The organism is Paenibacillus sp. FSL L8-0494, assembly GCF_038003695.1.
GTDB lineage: Bacteria > Bacillota > Bacilli > Paenibacillales > Paenibacillaceae > Paenibacillus_AQ > Paenibacillus_AQ odorifer.
Genome location: NZ_JBBOPQ010000001.1, coordinates 4281966 through 4302015 on the forward strand (window position 1 = coordinate 4281966; position 20050 = coordinate 4302015).

Sequence of the window (20050 nt, forward strand, 5' to 3'; positions counted from 1 at the left end):
TTCACCTCTGTTCGTCTGCAAGCCATGTACGCAGCAGATTTACGAATTCGTCTGGCTTCTTCTTGGCCAAACTTTCCAATTGCTTACGAACTTGACTTTCATTCGTCACGCTCTCCAAGTTAATAGAAGGAAATTCAGTAGGAACCTGCAATGGAATGTCTTCATCTTCCTCTTCCACAGTCTGTTTACGACTCCGGTAGATTAGATATCCTCCACCTGCTCCAACCAGCAATGCTGCTGCTCCGATAGCCCATATCATCCAAGAAGCGAGACCACCTTTAACGGTGTTGGCATCGGTGCCACCAAATTGTTGCGAGTAGACCGAAACCTTTTTGGTCAAATCAGCGTCTGTATATGTAGTACCTGAATCTGCAAGAGAAGCGCGAACAATATTCACCAAAATATTTTGAATTGCAGCTGATGTTGCATCATCTAAAGTTTTTTCTCCTGAAGGTGGTTCAACTGCAACATTTATGGTTAAGTCTTTAACAGTATACGGACTAGCAATAACATCTTTAGTAATTCGGTTAACTTCGTAGTTCCTCGTTTCAGAAGATTCCTCCGAGGTAGAAGTATCCGCACCCGCATCAGAAGGATAGCCCGTAACATCTTGAGAACCAGTGCCAGCCACTCCGCCAGTCGTGTTTCCTTGACCCGAATACGAATTACTAATTATCTGTGAACTGATCTCAATCCCCTTCATGTTCTCTGTATCCACAGGGGTAACAAGATCTTCCTTCCGGTTTTCCTTGTCAAAGTTCAACTTTGAGAACACAAGAACATCCACTTTATCAGGACCGGTAAGAGTGCTAAGGAATTGTTTCACATTTTTCTTTACTTCTTCTTCGAATTTTTTCTGAAGAGCGAAGTTTTCTTCAACTTGGTTTGTGACACCAGCCTGTCCACCTTTAGCTGTTGGCATTAATTCAATTTCATTATTTGCAATGGTAATGTTGTCAATTGGCAAATTGGGCACAGCAGTTTTCACAAGATTGAAATACCCGTCAATATTGTCTTGAGTAGGTCTAAATCCTGGATCAAATGAAAGCACAACGGATGCAGATGCCTGCTCCTGATCAGCCTGTGAGGCAAAAACTGTCTCTTTAGGCAAATTAATCAGCACTTTTGCATCTTTAATCCCTTGCATGCGTCTCATTAACTGTTCAACTTCACCGTTTAATGCATTATTGTACTTCACGTTAAACTCGCTATCTGTTGTACCAATCATCGATGAGTTTTCATCAAAGACTTTATATCCGATAGAACCACCTTGAACAATCCCCTGAGAACCGATATCCACCTTGACCCGAGCTGCTTCTGTACTTGGTACAGAAATACTCTTTCCATCTTGACTTAATCGGTATGAAACACCTGCTGAATCTAAGGCTTTCATTACTCCAGCCGAATCCGTACTGTCCAAATCTTGAAATGCTACTTCATATTCTGTTTTTGAAAGCTGCATGGTCATAACTACGATTATTATTAGAATGATAAACAATGTTGAAAAGAATAAAATCTTCTGTTTACCACTAAATCTGTTCCAATACAAGAGAACCTTCTCCCGATATTGGGCAAATCTTTCATTCACAGTGTCACCCCATCCGAAACTAAGCTAGGATTTATTATATTTGAGTTCTCATAATTTCTTGATAGGCTTCAATCACTTTGTTCCGGACTTGTGTAGTCAACTGTAAACTCAGTAGAGCCTGTTGGGAAGAAATCATCACTTCGTCAATGTTCACTTCTCCCAATACAAATTTATTACTCATATCCTTAGCTTGTTGTTCCTGATCAGCCACTTTATTGAGCGCATCCTCAAGATAAGAGCCAAAGCTCTCCATCGAATTAGCAGGAGTGGATGAAACTTCGGAAGATGTCGGTTTCATAGCAAGCTGCTGTACAGCCTGAACCCCATTAGATATATTCTGTATCAACTGTTTCCCCCCCTTAAGTTAATTAACATTCATTTATCTACCAATTTCGAGTGCCTTGCTTACCATAGCCTTGGATGCATTAAGCATCGTGACATTGGCATCATAAGAGCGAGATGCAGATAACATATCAACCATTTCTTTGGTAATGTCTACGTTTGGCATATAGACATATCCTTCAGCATCCGCATCAGGATGGCTCGGATTGTATACCGGCTTCAATGGTGAAGTATCTTCTATGATCGACTGCACCTTAACCCCTTCATTGCTATTGTTCATTTTCGAATTTAGTATATTCGAGAATTTATTACTTTCGTTCGTTTCCAAAACCACCAACTTACGTCGGTAAGGAACAGCCTTGCCATCAACCACGGATGCTCTTGTAGTTTCAGCGTTGGCTACGTTGGAAGAAATTACATCCATCCGCAACCGTTGAGCCGTTAATGCAGATGCGCTGATCCCAAAACTACTACCAAAGTTCATACTCTCTTATCCTCCTTGAATTACGGCTCGCATCATCGAAATCTGGCTGTTAATCTGTTCAACATAAGAACTATACCTAAGCTGGTTCTCTGCGCTTAACGCCATTTCGCGATCTACATCCACATTATTGTCGTTATTGTTCATAGAGGTAGTTTCATCAGTATTCTCAACAGCAGCGGGAACAATTGTGTTGCTGCCAAATTGATAATGCCGGGTATCCGAAACTTTCGCTCTAAGTGTAGATTGGATTCCACTTTCCTGTTGTTGCAGGATACTTTCGAATGAAACATCAGAACGTTTGAAATTGGGCGTATCTTGATTAGCCACGTTATTTGCTAGAGCACTTTGTCGTTTATAGGCAGCATCAATGCCTCCCTGCAATCGTTGAAAACTGACACTATTCAGCAATCCCAAGACAATTCCTCCTTTCAAAGCTATCATAATGAAAAGAATTCCACAACTTCCATCAAAAAACCTGCTTGCTTTCGACAAATAAAGAAGAAAAATACTCAAAATTTACGGTATTCCGTCGAACGCTGTCGCAATGAATAACATTTAGCATTTTCACATACATTGATTTTCATTTAATTTGTATATTATTACAATAAGAAATAAGCCCTATCTTTTTAGAAAAGACAGGGCTTTTAGCACTTTATTACTATTTATTTACATTTTTAACTCATTATTTTCTTTTTAATTGCATGTTTTGACATATTTTTACGTTTTCACGACACCAATTTGTAATTTATCTAATCCGTTATGCCCAAATTCAAAATACATAGATTTTTTGTTTTTTTGTCACTTTAAAGAATATACTGACTTAAATCACGATCCTGAGCTATACTTGCCAATTTCTCGCGCACATACTCCGGGGTAATAACCATTTTCTCCAAAGTCAGCTCAGGTGCTTCAAAAGAAAGATCCTCTAACAGCTTCTCCAAAATAGTATGAAGACGCCGTGCACCTATATTCTCCATATTTTGATTCACTGAAGCCGCTATTTTGGCAATCTCATGTATAGCATCCTTCTGGAATTCCACTTCTAAATTTTCTGTTTTAAGCAGATTCACATATTGTTTAGTTAAAGCATTCTCCGGTTCCGTCAAAATAGAAACGAAATCCTCTAACGTTAGACTGCTCAGCTCTACGCGAATCGGAAAACGGCCTTGAAGTTCTGGAATCAAATCTGAAGGCTTAGCAATATGGAAAGCTCCGGCAGCCATAAAGAGTACATAGTCCGTCTTCACAGGACCGTATTTCGTCATAATGGTTGAACCCTCTACAATCGGCAAAATATCCCGTTGCACGCCTTCACGCGACACATCCGGTCCAGACCCTTTTCCCTGACTTGCTACTTTATCGATTTCATCGATAAAAATAATGCCTGATTGTTCAGCCCGAGTCACGGATTCCTGGATCACATCATCCATATCAATCAGCTTGGCCGCCTCATCCTGAATGAGTACCTTGCGCGCTTCGCGAATAGGAAGCTTACGTTTCTTCGTCCGCTTAGGCAGCAAACTGCCGAACATCTCTTGCATATTCATACCCATTTGGTCGTTACCTTGACCTGCAAACATATCCATCATAGTTGGCGCTGTATCCTCAACATCAATTTCAATGATGTCATCTTCCAGCTGACCAGCTAACAGCTTAAATCTAACCCCACGGCGGCGTTCACTTAAACTTCCATCCTGCTCAGTGTCTTCTTTAGAGTCCTCTTGTGCAGAATTCCCTCCAAAAATCATCTCGAAAGGATTCTTTTGTGATTTATTTTTGGAAGAGGAAGGGACCAATATAGAAACGATCCGCTCATTAGCCAGTTCTTCCGCACGATCCTTAACCTTCTCCGTACGCTCAAGCTTGACCATACGAATAGAAGTCTCTACCAGATCACGAACCATAGATTCCACATCTCGACCTACATAACCGACCTCAGTGAATTTAGTAGCCTCCACTTTGATGAACGGTGCATTAACAAGCTTTGCTAGACGCCGGGCGATCTCTGTCTTACCCACACCTGTAGGTCCGATCATCAGGATGTTCTTAGGGACGACTTCATCACGCAGTTCCTCTGCTAGCAGACTGCGCCGATACCGATTACGGAGCGCAACAGCTACCGATTTCTTGGCTTGCTTCTGACCTACGATATATTTATCCAATTCGGCTACAATTTGACGGGGTGTAAGCGATTGATTCACCATCGTGAATTCCTCCTTGTCTCTATGGCACTGAGTCTATAATTGTTCAACAATAATGTTGGAATTAGTGTACACACAAATTTCAGATGCTACCTGAAGCGATTCTCTAGCAATATCCGCAGCGGAAAGATTGGGTGCATGACGTTTGAGTGCTCGACCTGAAGCCAGCGCAAAATTACCACCGGAACCAATCGCAAGAACGTCATCATCCGGTTCGATAATTTCACCATTTCCGGAGATCAGGAGCATTCCTTCCTTATCCATAACAATCATCAAAGCTTCAAGCTTCCGAAGAATACGATCTTGACGCCAGTCCTTCGCTAATTCAACTGCAGCCCGCTGCAGGTTCCCATGATGCTCCTCCAGCTTGCCCTCGAATTTTTCGAATAGGGTAATAGCATCCGCAACGGACCCCGCAAAACCTGCTATTACTTGTCCTCTGTACAGGCGACGGACTTTTCTGGCCGTCGTCTTCATAATAACACTCTCTCCGAATGTAACCTGTCCATCACCTGCTATAGCTGCCTGTCCGTTATGTCTTACAGCACAAATTGTAGTCGCATGAAAGCTGGGTACCATGATTGTAAGTTACCTCCTTAAGATGGGCTTTGTTCGCTATCGACAACCTCCGGCTCCGAATAAGCGAGTCCTGTACGGTTGGCATACTCGGCAAGACTGTCCAGAGCGCGATGAGCTAACATTTCATTCTTTTCCTTCTTATTGCGGATCTTCTTCTCTACCTTCGGCAACAGACCGAAATTGGCATTCATAGGCTGAAAATGCTCTGGATCGGCTGAAGTAATATAAGCTGGCATGCTGCCTAGAACAGTATCCTGCGGGAAGATCAGTCCTTCCTGACCGAGTGCTGCCCGTGCAGCATTAATGCCAGCTATGAGCCCGGAAGCAGCTGATTCAACATAACCTTCTACACCTGTCATCTGTCCAGCAAAAAAGAGTCTTTCCTTGCCTTTCATCTGATAAGTAGGGTGCAGAAGCTTAGGAGAATTAATAAATGTATTTCTGTGCATCACACCATAACGAACATATTCTGCATTCTCAAGACCTGGGATCAGTGAAAATACTCGCTTCTGCTCACCCCATTTCAAATGGGTCTGAAAACCAACAAGATTGTAAAGTGTACCGGCAGCATTATCCTGACGGAGTTGCACAACCGCGTAAGGAAGTTTACCTGTATGTGGATTGATAAGTCCTACTGGCTTCATTGGGCCAAATAACGCTGTTTGCTTACCGCGTTTCATCATGATTTCAATAGGCATACAGCCTTCAAAGTATATTTCTTTCTCAAAATCCTTGAGAGCTGCTGTTTCAGCAGAAATCAACGCATCATAAAACACGTCGAACTCCTCTTCTGTCATCGGACAGTTCAGATAAGCCGCTTCTCCCTTATCATAACGGGAAGCCAAATACACCTTGTTCATATCAATGGTGTCTTTCTCAACAATCGGTGCTGCTGCATCATAGAAGTAGAAATACTCTTCACCCAGCAGCCCTTTTATTTCAGCGGATAATGCCGGTGAAGTTAGGGGACCAGTTGCAATAACAACAATCCCCTCCTCCGGTATATGCGTAAGTTCTTCATTTATGACTTCAACGAGCGGATGATTATGCAAAGTATGGGTGATCTCACCTGAGAATCCGTCCCGATCTACGGCGAGTGCTCCTCCTGCGGGTACCGCGTGTCGGTCAGCAGCACCTAATACCAGAGAGTTCAAACGCCGCATTTCTTCCTTCAATACACCTACAGCATTTCCTAATCCATTCGCACGCAAGGAGTTGCTGCATACCAGTTCAGCAAATTGATTCGTGTGATGGGCTGGCGTCTTTACTACAGGTCTCATCTCATATAATCTTACCGGTACTCCTAGTGATGCTATTTGCCAAGCGGCTTCGCTTCCTGCGAGGCCCGCTCCAATTACTGTTACTTTTGCTGTATCTGACACTGTCTTTTTTCCTCCCATAGAGACTATTAATCTGCTAATTCTTCTTCGTTGTCTAGAACCGCCTCTGTATGATCACAAGACGTACATTGTAGCTTGGTTCCTTGCTTATTACGTTTCTCAATCATCCAAGATCCACATGATGGACATGGTTTTATAGAAGGTCTATCCCATGAAACGAAATCACAACCAGGGTACTGGTCGCAGCCATAGAAAACACGCCCTTTTTTGCTGCGTCGCTCCACAACCTTACCTTCATGACATTTAGGGCAAGTTACGCCAATATCCTTGATAATCGGTTTCGTGTTTCGGCAATCCGGAAAGCCAGAGCATGCTAGGAATTTCCCAAAGCGACCCAGCTTATACACGAGAGGTTTGCCGCATTTCTCACAGATCTCATCAGAGACTTCATCTTCAATCTCAATTTCTTTCATCTCTTCTTCCGCGAATACCAAACGCTTCTCAAACGATTCGTAAAACTCTGCAAGAACCTTTACCCAGTCTTCTGAGCCCTCTTCCACATGGTCAAGATCACCTTCCATGTTCGCGGTGAATTCAACGTTTAGGATTTCCGGGAAAAATTGCTCCATCTGCTCTATAACAAGCTCGCCAAGTTCGGTTGGCATGAATTTTTTCTCTTCAATAGCCACATACCCACGCTTCTGGATGGTTTCCAGCGTTGGGGCATATGTACTTGGACGGCCTATACCCAGCTCCTCAAGCGTCTTTACAAGTCTTGCTTCCGTATATCGTGGAGGCGGTTGTGTAAAGTGCTGCTTAGGCTCGATCTCCTGCTTATTTAAAGCATCTCCCGCTTGAAGCGGCGGCAAATACTTGTCTTCATCTGTAGTTCCGTCATCGTTGCCTTCTACATAAACCTTCATGAACCCGGGGAATGAAACCTTCGAACCAACAGCTCTGAATGTAGCAGTACCTGCAGCAATATCGACCGAAAGCGTATCCAGCAGGGCAGAAGACATCTGACTTGATACGAATCGCTCCCACACTAGCTTGTAGAGACGGAATTGATCACGGCTCAAGAACTCTTTGACCATTTCAGGTTCGCGTAATGCCGAGGTAGGACGAATCGCTTCATGCGCTTCCTGTGCTCCAGCTGCCTTTTTAGAATACTGCCGTGGGGATTCTGGCAAGAACTTCTCACCATACTTAGCTGTTATAAGCTCTTTAGCTTCATCCTGAGCGGTGACAGAGAGACGCGTGGAGTCTGTACGCATATAAGTGATCAAACCTACGGTACCTTCTTTACCGAGTTCCACACCTTCGTATAGCTGCTGTGCAACAGACATTGTCTTAGCGGCACGGAATCCAAGCTTACGGGCTGCTTCCTGTTGTAGGGAGCTGGTGGTAAAAGGAGCCGAAGGATGACGTTGTCTTTCCTTCTCCTTCACATCACTCACCTTAAAAGATGCGTTCTTAATGGCTTCAAGAACCTCCTGAACATCACTTTCCTGGTTCAGTTCTTTTTTCACACCATTCAGCTTATGAAACTTAGCTTCAAAGACGGAATCCCGGATTCCAAGCTTCGCTGTTATGCTCCAATATTCGGTGGGTACAAAAGCGGAGATTTCATTCTCACGATCCATAATGATCTTCACGGCAACGGATTGAACACGTCCAGCAGATAAACCTTTTTTGACTTTCTTCCATAATAGAGGACTAATCTTGTACCCTACCAGTCGATCCAGAATACGTCTAGCCTGCTGTGCATTCACGAGATCCATATTAATCTTACGCGGTGTCTTAAAAGCATCTTTTACCGCTTGTTTGGTGATCTCATTAAAAACAACTCTGCATTCTTGTGTATTATCTAAATCCAGCGCATGCGCCAAATGCCAAGCAATTGCTTCCCCTTCGCGGTCGGGGTCAGCTGCGAGATAAACTTTTTTAACTTTTTTACTAGCGTCTTTCAATTCCTTCAATATAGATCCTTTACCGCGGATAGTAATATATTTGGGACTGAAATCATTCTCCACCTCAACACCAATTTGACTCTTCGGTAGATCCCTAATATGTCCCATTGATGCCTTTACAATATATTTACTACCTAGATATTTGCCAATTGTCTTCGCTTTTGCAGGCGACTCGACAATAACTAATGCATCTGCCATAGACTCTTCCTCCTCGTTAACACTCGCACCTCTATATTAAATTACCTTATAAATAGCTCCTGGTAATTGTGTTACCGCTTTTTTTATGATTAAAGATAACAGAACTGAATGCAAATGTCCAAAATCCCATCCTGTTCTTACAAGCATATCGTCCAATATAAAAGGGCCTTGATGCAGTATATGGTATAGGTGAGACTCCTCATTTGTCAATTTCTTTTCAATCATAAAGTCGTCTGCTGTCTGTTCGGTAGTGCTATTATTCCCTGTTTTTATTACGTTTGTCGGCAAATAAGAAGTATATTCTTCTATAATATCTAATCCACTGGTTACCAGCTTTGCACCCTGTTTGATAAGCTCTAACGCCCCTCTGCTCTTAGGTGATGTGATAGGTCCGGGAACTGCGAAGACATCCCTTCCAGCTTCCAAGGCAGCATCGGCTGTAATAAGTGATCCACTGCGACTGTCAGCCTCCACGACCACTGTCCCCCGTGATAAACCTGCTATGATCCGATTACGCTGTGGAAATAATCCAGGATGACTTTTAGTTCCAAGAGGATACTCTGTGATGACAAGCCCTTCCTGAGAGATACGCCGCTCCAGTTCAATATTTTCAGTTGGATAGACTTTTTCCAATCCTGTTGCCACTACTGCTATGGTCCCTCCACCGCTTCTTAGCGCCGCTTCGTGACAAATGCTATCAATACCCCTCGCAAGTCCGCTAACCACCGTTAGACCTGCTGCACTAAGCTCCTCCGCGAGAATCCCTCCTACCTTTCGTCCATAAGCTGTTGGCACACGGGTGCCAACCATCGCCACACTAGGAGTTGATAACAGTTCCAAACGCCCCCGATAATAAAGGATCCACGGTGGCTGTGCCGTCTCCTTCAACAAAACAGGATAAGCCGCATCAAACACAGTGACCATCTTCACTGCACATTCTTCCATTAATAAGCGCCTTTTAGCGATCCACTCTAACGTATATATGGAAGCAAGATAATTCGACAGCTTTCTGTTCAATCCGATCGTTTCCCAATCTTTTGCACTACAGGAAAATGCTCGTTCTGACATTAAGCCTGCTCTGCGGATCTTGTCGATACTTTTCCAGCCAATCCCCTCCACTTCATTAAAACCAAACAGCAGATCTTTTTCTTCCATATAAGCTTACTCTCCTTTAATGGAAGGGTTAGCCTTCCCTATTTTGTAACATGAATTTGATGAATGCAATATTTTCTTTTAATTCAATATTTTTCTATGTTAAAAAACAAAAAAAGCAACCTTTCATCCCTTAGATAGGAACAAAAGGTTGCTTACCTCTGAAATAATTATACACGAAAGAAGCCCACTCGCGTAGAGTGAATTCCTTCAATTATATAAAATAATTAATGCGTTGTAAATGCGCTAAGAATACCGCGTTCTTCAAGCACACTCACAAGCGTTGAGCCCATTTCGGCAGGTGTAGGAGCGACCTTGATTCCGCACGATTCAAGTACGGCAATTTTCTCACTCGCTGTTCCTTTGCCTCCGGAAATAATAGCACCCGCATGCCCCATACGTTTGCCAGGAGGGGCAGTAGCACCGCCAATAAACCCTACAACCGGCTTAGTCATATGCTCACGAATCCACTCTGCTGCTTCTTCCTCTGCGGTTCCGCCAATTTCACCAATCATGATGACTGCCTTTGTACCCGGATCCTCATTAAAAAGCTTCAGAATATCAATAAACTCCGAGCCTTTAACAGGGTCTCCGCCAATACCTACAGCTGAAGATTGCCCGATTCCACGCGTGGTCAGCTGATGAACAGCCTCATAGGTTAGAGTTCCGCTGCGCGAGACAACACCTACATACCCTGGCATATGAATATAACCCGGCATAATTCCTATTTTGCATTCCCCAGGAGTGATAACTCCCGGACAGTTGGGTCCGATCAATACAGTAGAGCGCCCCTCCATATAACGGGACACCTTTACCATATCAAGCACTGGAATCCCTTCGGTAATACAAATCACCAAGTCGAGTTCTGCGTCCACGGCTTCCATTATGGAGTCTGCTGCGAATGCTGGCGGTACATAGATTACACTAGCGGTTGCGCCTGTAGCCGCCTTAGCAGCTACAACAGTATCGAATACCGGAAGGCTAACCTCACTGCCATTTTCAAGCGTGATATTGACAGATGTTCCACCTTTACCCGGTGTTACCCCTCCAACCATCTGTGTTCCATAATCAAGCGCACCTTTAGTATGGAACAAACCCGTTGATCCTGTAATTCCCTGCGTGATAACTTTCGTATTTTTATCTACAAGAATGCTCATGCCTTAAGTCACATCCCTACTTATATTGTCAAATACGATAACTGGCTTCCTAAATCAGGCCATTATTGCACAAGAGACACAATCTTACGGGCACCGTCCGCCATAGAATCAGCAGCAACAATATTAAGTCCCGATCCAGCCAAAATCTGCTTGCCTAATCCAACATTTGTTCCCTCAAGACGCACAACCAGCGGTTTGGTCAAACCCAGTTGACTAGCCGCTTCTACAACACCGTTAGCGATAACATCACAGCGCATAATACCGCCGAAAATATTAACAAAAATCCCGTTCACCTTTTCATCCGATAAAATGATTTTAAAGGCTTCTGTTACCTTCTCGGTCGTTGCACCGCCCCCTACATCCAGGAAGTTGGCGGGTTCGCCCCCATAATACTTAATAATATCCATAGTCGCCATCGCGAGACCTGCACCGTTTACCATGCACCCAATATTGCCATCAAGCGCAATATAGCTAAGGTCATACTTCGAGGCTTCGATTTCCTTTAAATCCTCTTCATCCAAATCCCGCAGCTCTAGAATATCCTTATGACGGAACAAGGCATTGGAATCAAAATTCAGTTTGGCATCCAGTGCCATCACATTCCCATCCGCAGTCACTACCAATGGGTTAATTTCGGCAATAGAGCAATCTTTATCCACGAAAGCTAAATATAGCGCTTGCATGAATTTCACAGTTTTGCCTACCAGCTCATTGGGAATAGAGATGCTGTAAGCCAGCTTGCGCGCCTGGAAAGTCTGCAAACCCACTGCCGGATCAATGATCTCTTTAAAAATTTTCTCCGGATGTGTTGCAGCTACTTCTTCAATCTCAGTACCGCCTTCTTCAGAAGCCATCATGACCACTCGGCCAGTTCCTCTGTCAACTACGATACCAATGTAATACTCCTTAACAATTTGACAACCCTCTTCAATGAGCAGTCTTTTTACTACCTTACCCTCCGGTCCAGTCTGGTGAGTTACTAGAGTCTTTCCAAGAATCTCAGTTGCGTAACTACGCACCTCATCGATATTCTTAGCAACCTTTACTCCTCCAGCTTTACCGCGTCCACCTGCGTGAATCTGAGCTTTAACTACAACAACTGGTGTGCTCAGTGACTCTGCGGCTTCTACCGCTTCCTCCACTGTATAAGCTACTTTTCCATTCGGTACGGCTACACCGTACTTCTTAAGCACTTCTTTTCCCTGATACTCGTGGATATTCATAGCGGTAGCCTCCTAAAGTAGCGTGGTGACTAAACAGGCAGCCTGTCGTCATCTCGCTTTCCGTTTTGATTGCCGCGGGGTTAGGGATAGGCTGATGTTATACATGCAGCACTATTCCGGAACCAGCAGAAACTGATCTACCACTCGTAAAAAGAATGGCACTATTTCTGCAAGAGACATTGTGTAAATCTATAAGACTAAGCTTATATTTACCTATATGCCATACAAAGGAACCCAGAATAGTGTAACATGTTTTTAAAACGCTTACCTTAAATATATTCATGATTTGTACACATTTTTTCGCTTGATTTCATGCCGAAATGCGAACGATCGCATTGACTCCTTACTACGCTTACTTTTTACTATCTTGGATATTAGCTTCGTGAACACGATTCAATAAGTCTTTAAACTGATCAAGTAGCTCTATGGATTCATTATTTGTCAGTGTCGTTTCTTCCATCATTTTGCCGGGAATACACACGGCATCACTTTGGAGTGCCCAGCCTTGCTTCGTTAGTGAGATTAATACTTTTCGCTCATCCTGCATCGAGCGTTCACGTATAATTAGGCCTGCGGCTTGCAAGCGCTTCAATAGCGGAGTCAGCGTTCCTGAATCCAAAAATAACGCCTCACCAATCTCTTTCACTGTACATTGCTGCCGTTCCCATAACACAAGCATTACTAGGTATTGGGAGTAAGTTAAACCGATCTTATCCAAATACGGTTGGTACAGCTTTGTAATCTCACGCGAGCAAGCATAAATGGTAAAACAGAGCTGATTCTCGATCAGCAGCTCTGGGGTTGTAGTCATTTTCTGCATATCTTCTTCACTCATTTTCATATTTATTCACCCGCCTTATCTCTTTATTTTATCATAATTCACTCACACATCATAATAATAGCAAAAAATTAATTTGACTTTTATATTAATTGTGATAAATTAGATTGTACACAAACTAATTAATGAATAGGAGAGATTTATTATGATGACAATTCAACAAAAGATGTATGAAACAACAGTTAAAGCGGTTGGGGGAAGAAACGGTTATATAGAATCAGAAAGTCCTAAACTCAACCTTACGATCAGTACACCACGCGAAATGGGTGGCGCCGGTGGTGAAGGTACTAATCCTGAACAATTATTTGCAGCTGGCTACTCCGCTTGTTTTGACAGTGCCCTAAACATGGTTGCTCGACTTGGCAAAGTGAAGATTGAAGGCAGCGAAGTTACGGCTACTGTTAGCTTTGGTAAAGTTGAAGATGGCGGGTTCGGCATTGCGGTTAAGCTTGACGTGCTGGTTAAAGGCGTTGACAGAGAAACCGCAACATCTTTGGTAGAAGCTGCCCATGGCGCATGTCCTTACTCCCGTGCTACTCGTGGCAATATCGAAGTAGAATTGAATGTACTGTAAGAAATTATAGAGAAAAATGTATGTGAAATTCACTAAACGATCTAACCTTCGTTTGAATACGTGGCATTTCGCATTCGAAGTAGCTAACGGACACAGTTGATCTTAAACGCAACTTAATCCCATATTTGGAATGCTATCGGACCTCATGGAAGCTATTGGAATGAAAATCACCCAATATAACCTTCTTCCGAAGGAATAGCGACTCCAGAGTCCGAACCTACGCTCCAAGGGCTAAAAACTTGCAAATAACGTCCTCTAGGTCCGTTCCGTAAACATCAGAGGATAATAATGATTCGGCGGTGTTCGTAACTAACGGTCCATAATATAGAGCAGCGAATCTCCCATAACGGGAATCGCTGCTCTTTTATCTTTATTCCTCCGCTATTACCTGCCGATCCAGATTACGGTATTGCACAGCTTCCGCGAGATGTGCAGAAGAAATATCCTGTGCACCCTCTAGATCAGCTATGGTACGGGATAGCTTAATAATCCGATCATGCGCTCGCATGCTTAGACCTAAATTCTCCAAAATGTCATACAGCATTTGAGCACTCTCTCGGTTTAGGCTCGCATATTTCCGAAGGGAAGCACCGGAAAGTTCACTGTTCCATGAAATCGCAAGTCGTTTGTAACGTTTAGCTTGGATGGCCTGAGCAGCCAACACCTCCGCACGCATATCTGCTGACGATAAAACATGCCCCTGCCGATCCCATTCCTTCGGGCGGGGAACATCAACCTGTAAGTCGATCCGATCCAATAAAGGACCAGATATTTTTGCCCGATATTGGGCAATCCTGGCAGGACTACAGGTACAATTTTGCTGGAAGATACCGCTTCCAAAAAAGCCGCAGCTGCACGGATTCATCGATGCAGCGAGCATGAATTTGGCAGGAAAAGTAAAGGAAGCTCGGGCACGACTTATAGTAACCACCCCATCTTCGAGGGGCTGTCGCAGCACTTCAAGTACATTCCGGGAGAATTCTGGCAATTCATCCAGAAACAGAATACCTCGATGTGCAAGACTTACCTCACCTGGCTTGGGAATACCGCCCCCTCCAATTAATCCGGCAGAAGATATCGTGTGGTGTGGAGAACGAAATGGACGACTTCGCAGCAAACCTTTGTGTGCATCCTTCAAATTTCCAGCCGCACTAAAAATTTTGGTTACCTCAAGCGCCTCACTGTCCGACAATTGCGGAAGGATACTGGGAAGGCGTTTAATCAGCATCGTTTTGCCTGTGCCAGGTGGACCAATAAGCATAATATTATGCATCCCTGCAGCCGCGATAGTTAGTGCTCTTTTCACATGTTGCTGTCCAAGCACATCACTGTAATCATCCATTATTTCATTCGCTTCGGAAGAAGCAGCCTCAGAATCAGAATATATAGGGTTATATTTGAGATGCTCTACAGAAAGAACAAGCACCGGAGGTTGTTCTTTTGCCCCCGCCCCCATACTCACGGATACAGGAAAAGGAAGTAGTGATCCTTCAGATTCTTCTATAGGAACTAGCTTATCTATAATCGGACCAAAGCTGGCCACAGGTTCAGCAGCATTCACTAACGCTTGCAAATGGTTGAGGGTGTAAACATTCATGCCACTGATTAAAGCAGCTTCTGCCGCATTGCCCTGCGGGAGCAGAACGGCTTTAAACCCGCTTTTACGCGCTGCTTCAACCATCGGCAGCACACCCGATACCGGACGCAGACTGCCGTCGAGCGCAAGCTCTCCAATTAAAAGCATCTCTTGAGCTGAAGGCATAATCAACTGGCCACTAGTTATCAGTATGCCTAAAGCAATCGCTAGATCAAAAGCGGAACCTTCTTTACGCAGGTCAGCTGGGGCAAGATTGATCGTAATACGCTGCTGTGGATAGCGGTAACCGCAATTTTTAACGGCAGCCCTAACTCGTTCAACAGCCTCGCGAATTGCTGAATCTGGTAAGCCAATGATATTCGTCTGCGGCAATCCATTTGCAAGATCGATTTCCACACCAATCATTACCCCTTCAATCCCATACAGACACGCGCTAAACATTTTCCCATACATAATAAAAACACCTCATCTCCTGAAATACACCCTAATTTGGGGTGTGATAGCTTCAAGAAAAAAGGTGCTTCCTTATTTTCCAAATACATAATAGCTGTTAAGTACATTATAAAAGTTGTGTCCTAACGCAATCTGTGAGCAATTTATCTTTAGAATAAGAAATTCAAGTTTTACATAAAAGCGAAAGAGCATCTCTAAAGACCTACTTCAATCTCCTTCACTAACTACGACCGTGTCCCTAATCTGCTCAAAAGTCAACGGTTTATAGTTCCAATGCTCTACACAAATGTTAAAATGATTGTTCCCCTCATATTTTTGTCCATGAATATGACCGTGCACATTTACGTAAGGCATATGTTTATTCATGTACATAGGCTCATGTGAGAGGAAAAAGAAATCCTTATAAATCAAAGGATATTCACTAACCTCATCAAAACCTGCCTCAAGCCACCAGCTTCGGCTGCGGCCGCGATCATGATTGCCAAGGATCAGGATTTTGTATCCATGCAGCCTGGCCACAATCGCACGAGTCGCCTCCTTATTAAAAAAAGAAAAGTCTCCCAAATGAAATACTTTATCGTCCGGATTCACTACCGAATTCCAACTTTCAATCATAACTTCATTCATTTGCTCTACATCGTTGAAGGGTCTGGATTCAAAATCAATGATCAACTTATGCCCAAAATGATGATCTGATGTGAAAAAAACCTTAGCCATTTGCACCCTCCCTTTGTTCCTATTCTAATGACAGTATGTATGAAAAAAGCTCCGACTACCCATAAACCCTAGGAAATTCGGAGCCCCGAGGACTTTTCCGCCTAATTTCTCACGAAATTATACGTATCATTCTATGTCATGAGGCGATGACGGAATACCTCTTTATTGTTAATGTTACTTTTCCCAGTCGCGCCGCTTACTCGAACGTTTATTAACATCACTCTGAATCAGTTCAGCTAAAGGAGGCGCCTCCTCATTGTCAATAAGCCAGCCACGCATCTCCTTGATCGCTTCCACCTGTCCATTGCCTTTGTCACGCCATGTAAGCAGTTCAATAACTCTAATTACAAGCGCTAAGAGACTACTATTGCTGTTTTGCGACTTTTCAGCCCGGATTTTTTGAAATAACGCTTCATTTTCCCAATCTATTAATATTTCCTCCGCTATAGTGGGCCGCATTACCGTGAAGGTCTTATTGCAATTATCGCAACAGACGACAGATATTGGCTCTGCTTTAAATTTCACTTCAATCTTCTGCTGGCAATATTGGCATGTAAAACTAACCTGCATTTCAGAAGGTTTATTCTTCACTAGACAGCCCTCCTCATGATGACATTAAAAAGTTACTCCTAATGTTTACCCATTTCTTTTGAGAAATGACCCACAGTGCGGAAGGTATGTAAAGACTTTTTTATCAGAACAGCAGTAAATTCATAAAGAATCGCATGAGAATATAGAGTTACTCTTAAAACGCCTCGCGAATATGACTAAGTGAAGCTAGGCTAAGATCGTCATTTAACAAGACGCTAATTACATCAAAAGAAACCCGCCGTTCCTCATAACCCTTCATATGCAAATAAACCTGTGTTGTATTCCGAACCTGGTTTATTTTGCGAGCATTCACCGATTCTTCTGGAGTTCCCTGAAGCAGCTCTCCACTGCGGCTACGAACTTCGACAACAACAATACAGTCTTCACGCTCCGCAATGATATCAAGCTCTCCAGTACGACAACGCCAATTCCGTTCCAATATCATATATCCACTAGAAGATAGGTACTGCACAGCTCCGTTCTCTGCAGCAGTTCCTTTCTCTTTGCGGTTATAGTGTTTTCTTACATATGGCTCTTTCATTCTTGTCCCCGTTCACCAGCAGAACGATCGCTTTGATACACAAAGCTGAGGATTTCCGCCACCAGCTGATAGAGCTCAGACGGAATCTGTTGGTCCAGATCAAGCTTTGAAAGAACCTCCACGAGGGCTGCATCTTCCTGAACAGCAACCCCGCTCTCCTTAGCCTTTTGCAGAATAAGGTCTGCTATCGCGCCTTGTCCCTTGGCTACTACGACAGGAGCCTCGTTTTGTCCGGGACTATATTTGAGAGCGACCGCTTTTTTGAGCCCTTGTGAAATTGGCTGTACAGGCTCATTCATATACGGTAATCCACTCCTTTGTAAGCCTCAGGAACATAATCAACAAACTTATTAGTATTGGAACCAGCAAGCTCTTTAGGTAAATTCAATTCTGGCAAGGGTTCGGTTCTTAAACCTGATAATTGATAACCGATGGATTCTACTGCAGTTTTTATATCATCACGCCGCGTCTCCAGCAGCTCAAGCACCCACGGATGATCATTATGAAGCTTAAGACTAACGATTCGATCTACAACCTGCACGTCTACCAATGTCTGCCCTAGCTGCTTCATGTCCAAATCGAACCATAATCGACAGTTAGCTGCATCCAACTCCCCTTTGCGGCCCCGCCTGGACTGGATATGAACCGATGCAGTTTCCTGCCCATCTGGACCTTGCAGCGGCAAGAACAGTGTAACCTGCGCGAAGGGAGCAGTCCGGTCTGTATTCAGCAGCAGCTGTTGGCCTGTCAGCTGCTGCACTAGCCCGCTCGCGGCATCTTTTACCGCGGGCGGCACCTCGCTGCTGCTCATAAGCTGCAGCAGCACGCCCTTCAACGTGTCGGCAGCTTGCTCCCCGCCGACACTGCCTAGCGCGGCTGCAGCTGTCCCCGCTGCCGCTCGCGCCGTCTCCGCGGCCGGCAAAACACCGCCGCGCACGGCCTGCTGCTCGTGCTCCGCACCGAGCAGCTTCAACACCCGCCCCACCCACGACTCCGCATCCGCGGGTGGGGCGGTGTCTGGCTGCACCGGCGAAGCCGCAGCAGCCGTGGTCTCCCCGCGCGGCGCTGCCGGCGCGGGGGCAGGATCTTGTCCCGCCGCGTCAGCGGGCGGAACGTTCGCGAGCTGCGGCATGCTGCCGCGCAGCTCGGTGAGCACGCTCTGCAGCTTCGCGAGCAGGGCAGCCCCGCTAGGCGCAGCAGCTTGGCTTGCTGCACCAGCTTGGTTTGCCGCAGCAGCTTGGCTATCTGCCCCAACTGATCCAGTGGCGCTTGTATTCGCGCCACTGACACTGCCCTGCGCTCTATCTTTATTTAGACTCATTTCATTGCCATGAGTTTCGCTCCCATTAGAACTATTTTGATTGTTTACAATCCCGTCCCCTTGCGTGTTAGCGGCACTACTCTGAGTCCCGGCAGCAATCGTAGAAGTTGTCTTCCCAGCCAAAGGTTCACCAGTATTTCCACTCTTCGAGAGCTGAACAACCTCACCAGCCTCTTCGGGCACCAGTGGCTTAGCAGTTACAATACCGGTTTCATTCTCAGGAGCTTCAGCTGTACTCGCAGCTGCACTTCCCGATATTTCTGATTTCACTGAATTCAAAGGAATTGCAGTTTCGTCAGAAATAACTCCGGCTCCCATTGCCCCTCCTGTTGCAGCAGCACTTCCGCTTGTAGTAGTAACACCAGTGCTACCTTCAGCAGGTTTACTTACAGGTTGTCCAGTCCCTTTAACCGCCACCTGGTCCATTTCCGCATCAGCATCACCTGCTGATACCGCTTCCCCGTTAATCACAGCGCCTGTACCTGTCGTTACAGGAGCATTCAGCTTTCCGGTTTGGGTACCCATTTCAGCTTTAGCTTCAGCTGTTGTTGTTTCTTCACCGGCGACTTGACCTGCCCAAATCGTAATCTGTTCTTCGAGCGCTGACAAAAGCTGATGAAGCTGCGGACCAAAAACCGCCTGCTGCAATCCTTTCACACTTTCAGGGGTAACCGGCAGGCCCCGCTTTACAGAAATGACAGCTGCATCAAGCCACTCTGAGGTCGGCACGCCCGCAGGTTTCGCACTCATTACAGCATCCAGAATCGCTGCTGTCTCTTTGGTAAGCGGAATACCACCCGACTGCATCGCCAACACAATTTCCCGACCCGCTTTGGAGTCAGTAAGCCCAAGCGATTCCAACGCCTCGCCCATGTTTTGCGGGGTAGCTAACACCGTTTCGCCGAGGGAGACCGGCTTCAATACGGGCAATCCGCCTTCTCCGGGTGCTCCAACCTGCAAGTTCAGGGTCTCTCCTGGCAGTAGTGGTGTTTCCAACTCCGCACGAACAGGTGTACCTTGAATCTGCACAACGGCTTCTTTTCCCGAATCCGATACAGACAAAACAACACCACGTACAACTTGCCCTTCTTTTAATTCCAAAGACTTGGCCGCTCCCGGTTTATTATCCCCGAGCAATCCGCGGATCAATGTTCCGATATTCATACCGTTTCTCCTCCCTCCAT

19 protein-coding genes are annotated in these 20050 nt (G+C 44.8%); 1 reads left to right on the forward strand and 18 read right to left on the reverse strand.

The genetic code is table 11. The features are described from left to right. Position 1: 1 nt before the first annotated feature. The 12 genes from fliF to NYE35_RS19480 form a co-directional block, all read right to left on the reverse strand. A complete protein-coding gene (gene fliF, locus NYE35_RS19425; RefSeq protein WP_076106359.1) occupies positions 2–1588 on the reverse strand; it encodes a flagellar basal-body MS-ring/collar protein FliF in 1587 nt (528 codons plus the stop codon). Positions 1589–1622: 34 nt separating this feature from the next. After that, complete coding sequence (fliE, locus tag NYE35_RS19430) at positions 1623–1934, reverse strand: flagellar hook-basal body complex protein FliE (RefSeq protein ID WP_036688553.1); 312 nt, start codon at positions 1932–1934, stop codon at positions 1623–1625. Between the two features lie 33 nt (positions 1935–1967). Then, entirely contained in the window at positions 1968–2414 is a 447-nt protein-coding gene (gene flgC, locus NYE35_RS19435; RefSeq protein ID WP_036688555.1) for a flagellar basal body rod protein FlgC, read from the reverse strand. Positions 2415–2420: 6 nt separating this feature from the next. After that, complete coding sequence (gene flgB / locus NYE35_RS19440) at positions 2421–2828, reverse strand: flagellar basal body rod protein FlgB (RefSeq protein ID WP_038571975.1); 408 nt, start codon at positions 2826–2828, stop codon at positions 2421–2423. Positions 2829–3217: 389 nt separating this feature from the next. After that, positions 3218–4618 (reverse strand): ATP-dependent protease ATPase subunit HslU, encoded by a 1401-nt coding sequence (gene hslU / locus NYE35_RS19445; protein ID WP_038571978.1) that lies wholly within the window; start codon positions 4616–4618, stop codon positions 3218–3220. Positions 4619–4651: 33 nt separating this feature from the next. Then, complete coding sequence (hslV, locus tag NYE35_RS19450; RefSeq protein ID WP_036688562.1) at positions 4652–5194, reverse strand: ATP-dependent protease subunit HslV; 543 nt, start codon at positions 5192–5194, stop codon at positions 4652–4654. A 17-nt stretch (positions 5195–5211) separates the two neighbouring features. Next, entirely contained in the window at positions 5212–6594 is a 1383-nt protein-coding gene (trmFO, locus tag NYE35_RS19455) for an FADH(2)-oxidizing methylenetetrahydrofolate--tRNA-(uracil(54)-C(5))-methyltransferase TrmFO (RefSeq protein ID WP_076100371.1), read from the reverse strand. Between the two features lie 8 nt (positions 6595–6602). Continuing rightward, complete coding sequence (gene topA / locus NYE35_RS19460) at positions 6603–8702, reverse strand: type I DNA topoisomerase (protein ID WP_036688567.1); 2100 nt, start codon at positions 8700–8702, stop codon at positions 6603–6605. A gap of 36 nt (positions 8703–8738) precedes the next feature. Further along, entirely contained in the window at positions 8739–9857 is a 1119-nt protein-coding gene (gene dprA, locus NYE35_RS19465) for a DNA-processing protein DprA (protein ID WP_094901203.1), read from the reverse strand. Between the two features lie 224 nt (positions 9858–10081). After that, positions 10082–11011, reverse strand: a complete 930-nt coding sequence (gene sucD, locus NYE35_RS19470) for a succinate--CoA ligase subunit alpha (RefSeq protein ID WP_036688571.1) — start codon at positions 11009–11011, stop codon at positions 10082–10084. A gap of 62 nt (positions 11012–11073) precedes the next feature. After that, entirely contained in the window at positions 11074–12234 is a 1161-nt protein-coding gene (gene sucC / locus NYE35_RS19475) for an ADP-forming succinate--CoA ligase subunit beta (RefSeq protein WP_038571984.1), read from the reverse strand. Positions 12235–12586: 352 nt separating this feature from the next. Then, positions 12587–13075 (reverse strand): MarR family winged helix-turn-helix transcriptional regulator, encoded by a 489-nt coding sequence (locus tag NYE35_RS19480; RefSeq protein WP_235219564.1) that lies wholly within the window; start codon positions 13073–13075, stop codon positions 12587–12589. A gap of 142 nt (positions 13076–13217) precedes the next feature. Here NYE35_RS19480 and NYE35_RS19485 point away from each other — a divergent pair, with 142 nt between their 5' ends. Continuing rightward, a complete protein-coding gene (locus tag NYE35_RS19485) occupies positions 13218–13646 on the forward strand; it encodes an organic hydroperoxide resistance protein (protein WP_076100366.1) in 429 nt (142 codons plus the stop codon). A gap of 370 nt (positions 13647–14016) precedes the next feature. Here the strand turns inward: NYE35_RS19485 and NYE35_RS19490 are convergent, their stop codons facing one another. From NYE35_RS19490 to NYE35_RS19515, 6 genes are all read right to left on the reverse strand, one after another. Next, positions 14017–15696: a YifB family Mg chelatase-like AAA ATPase gene (locus NYE35_RS19490; protein ID WP_094901201.1), complete on the reverse strand. Its 1680-nt coding sequence runs from the start codon at positions 15694–15696 to the stop codon at positions 14017–14019. 207 nt (positions 15697–15903) lie between these two features. Continuing rightward, positions 15904–16413, reverse strand: a complete 510-nt coding sequence (locus NYE35_RS19495; protein ID WP_094901199.1) for a metallophosphoesterase — start codon at positions 16411–16413, stop codon at positions 15904–15906. Between the two features lie 174 nt (positions 16414–16587). Continuing rightward, positions 16588–17004 carry a hypothetical protein gene (locus tag NYE35_RS19500; RefSeq protein WP_051491578.1) on the reverse strand — a complete coding sequence of 139 codons (417 nt, stop codon included), beginning with the start codon at positions 17002–17004 and terminating at the stop codon, positions 16588–16590. Between the two features lie 154 nt (positions 17005–17158). Further along, positions 17159–17545, reverse strand: coding sequence for a YraN family protein (locus NYE35_RS19505; protein WP_038571990.1), 387 nt, complete (start codon positions 17543–17545; stop codon positions 17159–17161). Next, positions 17542–17844 carry an EscU/YscU/HrcU family type III secretion system export apparatus switch protein gene (locus NYE35_RS19510; RefSeq protein ID WP_038571992.1) on the reverse strand — a complete coding sequence of 101 codons (303 nt, stop codon included), beginning with the start codon at positions 17842–17844 and terminating at the stop codon, positions 17542–17544. Before NYE35_RS19510 ends, NYE35_RS19505 begins: the two co-directional genes overlap by 4 nt. Further along, positions 17841–20030, reverse strand: coding sequence for a hypothetical protein (locus NYE35_RS19515; protein WP_094901197.1), 2190 nt, complete (start codon positions 20028–20030; stop codon positions 17841–17843). Before NYE35_RS19515 ends, NYE35_RS19510 begins: the two co-directional genes overlap by 4 nt. Positions 20031–20050: the final 20 nt, after the last annotated feature.

Excerpts from the sequence above, each read along its gene's own strand:
- flgC (WP_036688555.1), bottom strand. The coding sequence starts at position 2,414 with ATGAACTTTGGTAGTAGTTTTGGGATCAGCGCATCTGCATTAACGGCT.
- hslU (WP_038571978.1), bottom strand. The coding sequence starts at position 4,618 with ATGGTGAATCAATCGCTTACACCCCGTCAAATTGTAGCCGAATTGGAT.
- hslV (WP_036688562.1), bottom strand. The coding sequence starts at position 5,194 with ATGGTACCCAGCTTTCATGCGACTACAATTTGTGCTGTAAGACATAAC.
- trmFO (WP_076100371.1), bottom strand. The coding sequence starts at position 6,594 with ATGGGAGGAAAAAAGACAGTGTCAGATACAGCAAAAGTAACAGTAATT.
- topA (WP_036688567.1), bottom strand. The coding sequence starts at position 8,702 with ATGGCAGATGCATTAGTTATTGTCGAGTCGCCTGCAAAAGCGAAGACA.
- dprA (WP_094901203.1), bottom strand. The coding sequence starts at position 9,857 with ATGGAAGAAAAAGATCTGCTGTTTGGTTTTAATGAAGTGGAGGGGATT.
- sucD (WP_036688571.1), bottom strand. The coding sequence starts at position 11,011 with ATGAGCATTCTTGTAGATAAAAATACGAAAGTTATCACGCAGGGAATT.
- sucC (WP_038571984.1), bottom strand. The coding sequence starts at position 12,234 with ATGAATATCCACGAGTATCAGGGAAAAGAAGTGCTTAAGAAGTACGGT.
- NYE35_RS19480 (WP_235219564.1), bottom strand. The coding sequence starts at position 13,075 with ATGAAAATGAGTGAAGAAGATATGCAGAAAATGACTACAACCCCAGAG.
- NYE35_RS19485 (WP_076100366.1), top strand. The coding sequence starts at position 13,218 with ATGATGACAATTCAACAAAAGATGTATGAAACAACAGTTAAAGCGGTT.
- NYE35_RS19490 (WP_094901201.1), bottom strand. The coding sequence starts at position 15,696 with ATGTATGGGAAAATGTTTAGCGCGTGTCTGTATGGGATTGAAGGGGTA.
- NYE35_RS19495 (WP_094901199.1), bottom strand. The coding sequence starts at position 16,413 with ATGGCTAAGGTTTTTTTCACATCAGATCATCATTTTGGGCATAAGTTG.
- NYE35_RS19505 (WP_038571990.1), bottom strand. The coding sequence starts at position 17,545 with ATGAAAGAGCCATATGTAAGAAAACACTATAACCGCAAAGAGAAAGGA.
- NYE35_RS19510 (WP_038571992.1), bottom strand. The coding sequence starts at position 17,844 with ATGAATGAGCCTGTACAGCCAATTTCACAAGGGCTCAAAAAAGCGGTC.
- NYE35_RS19515 (WP_094901197.1), bottom strand. The coding sequence starts at position 20,030 with ATGAATATCGGAACATTGATCCGCGGATTGCTCGGGGATAATAAACCG.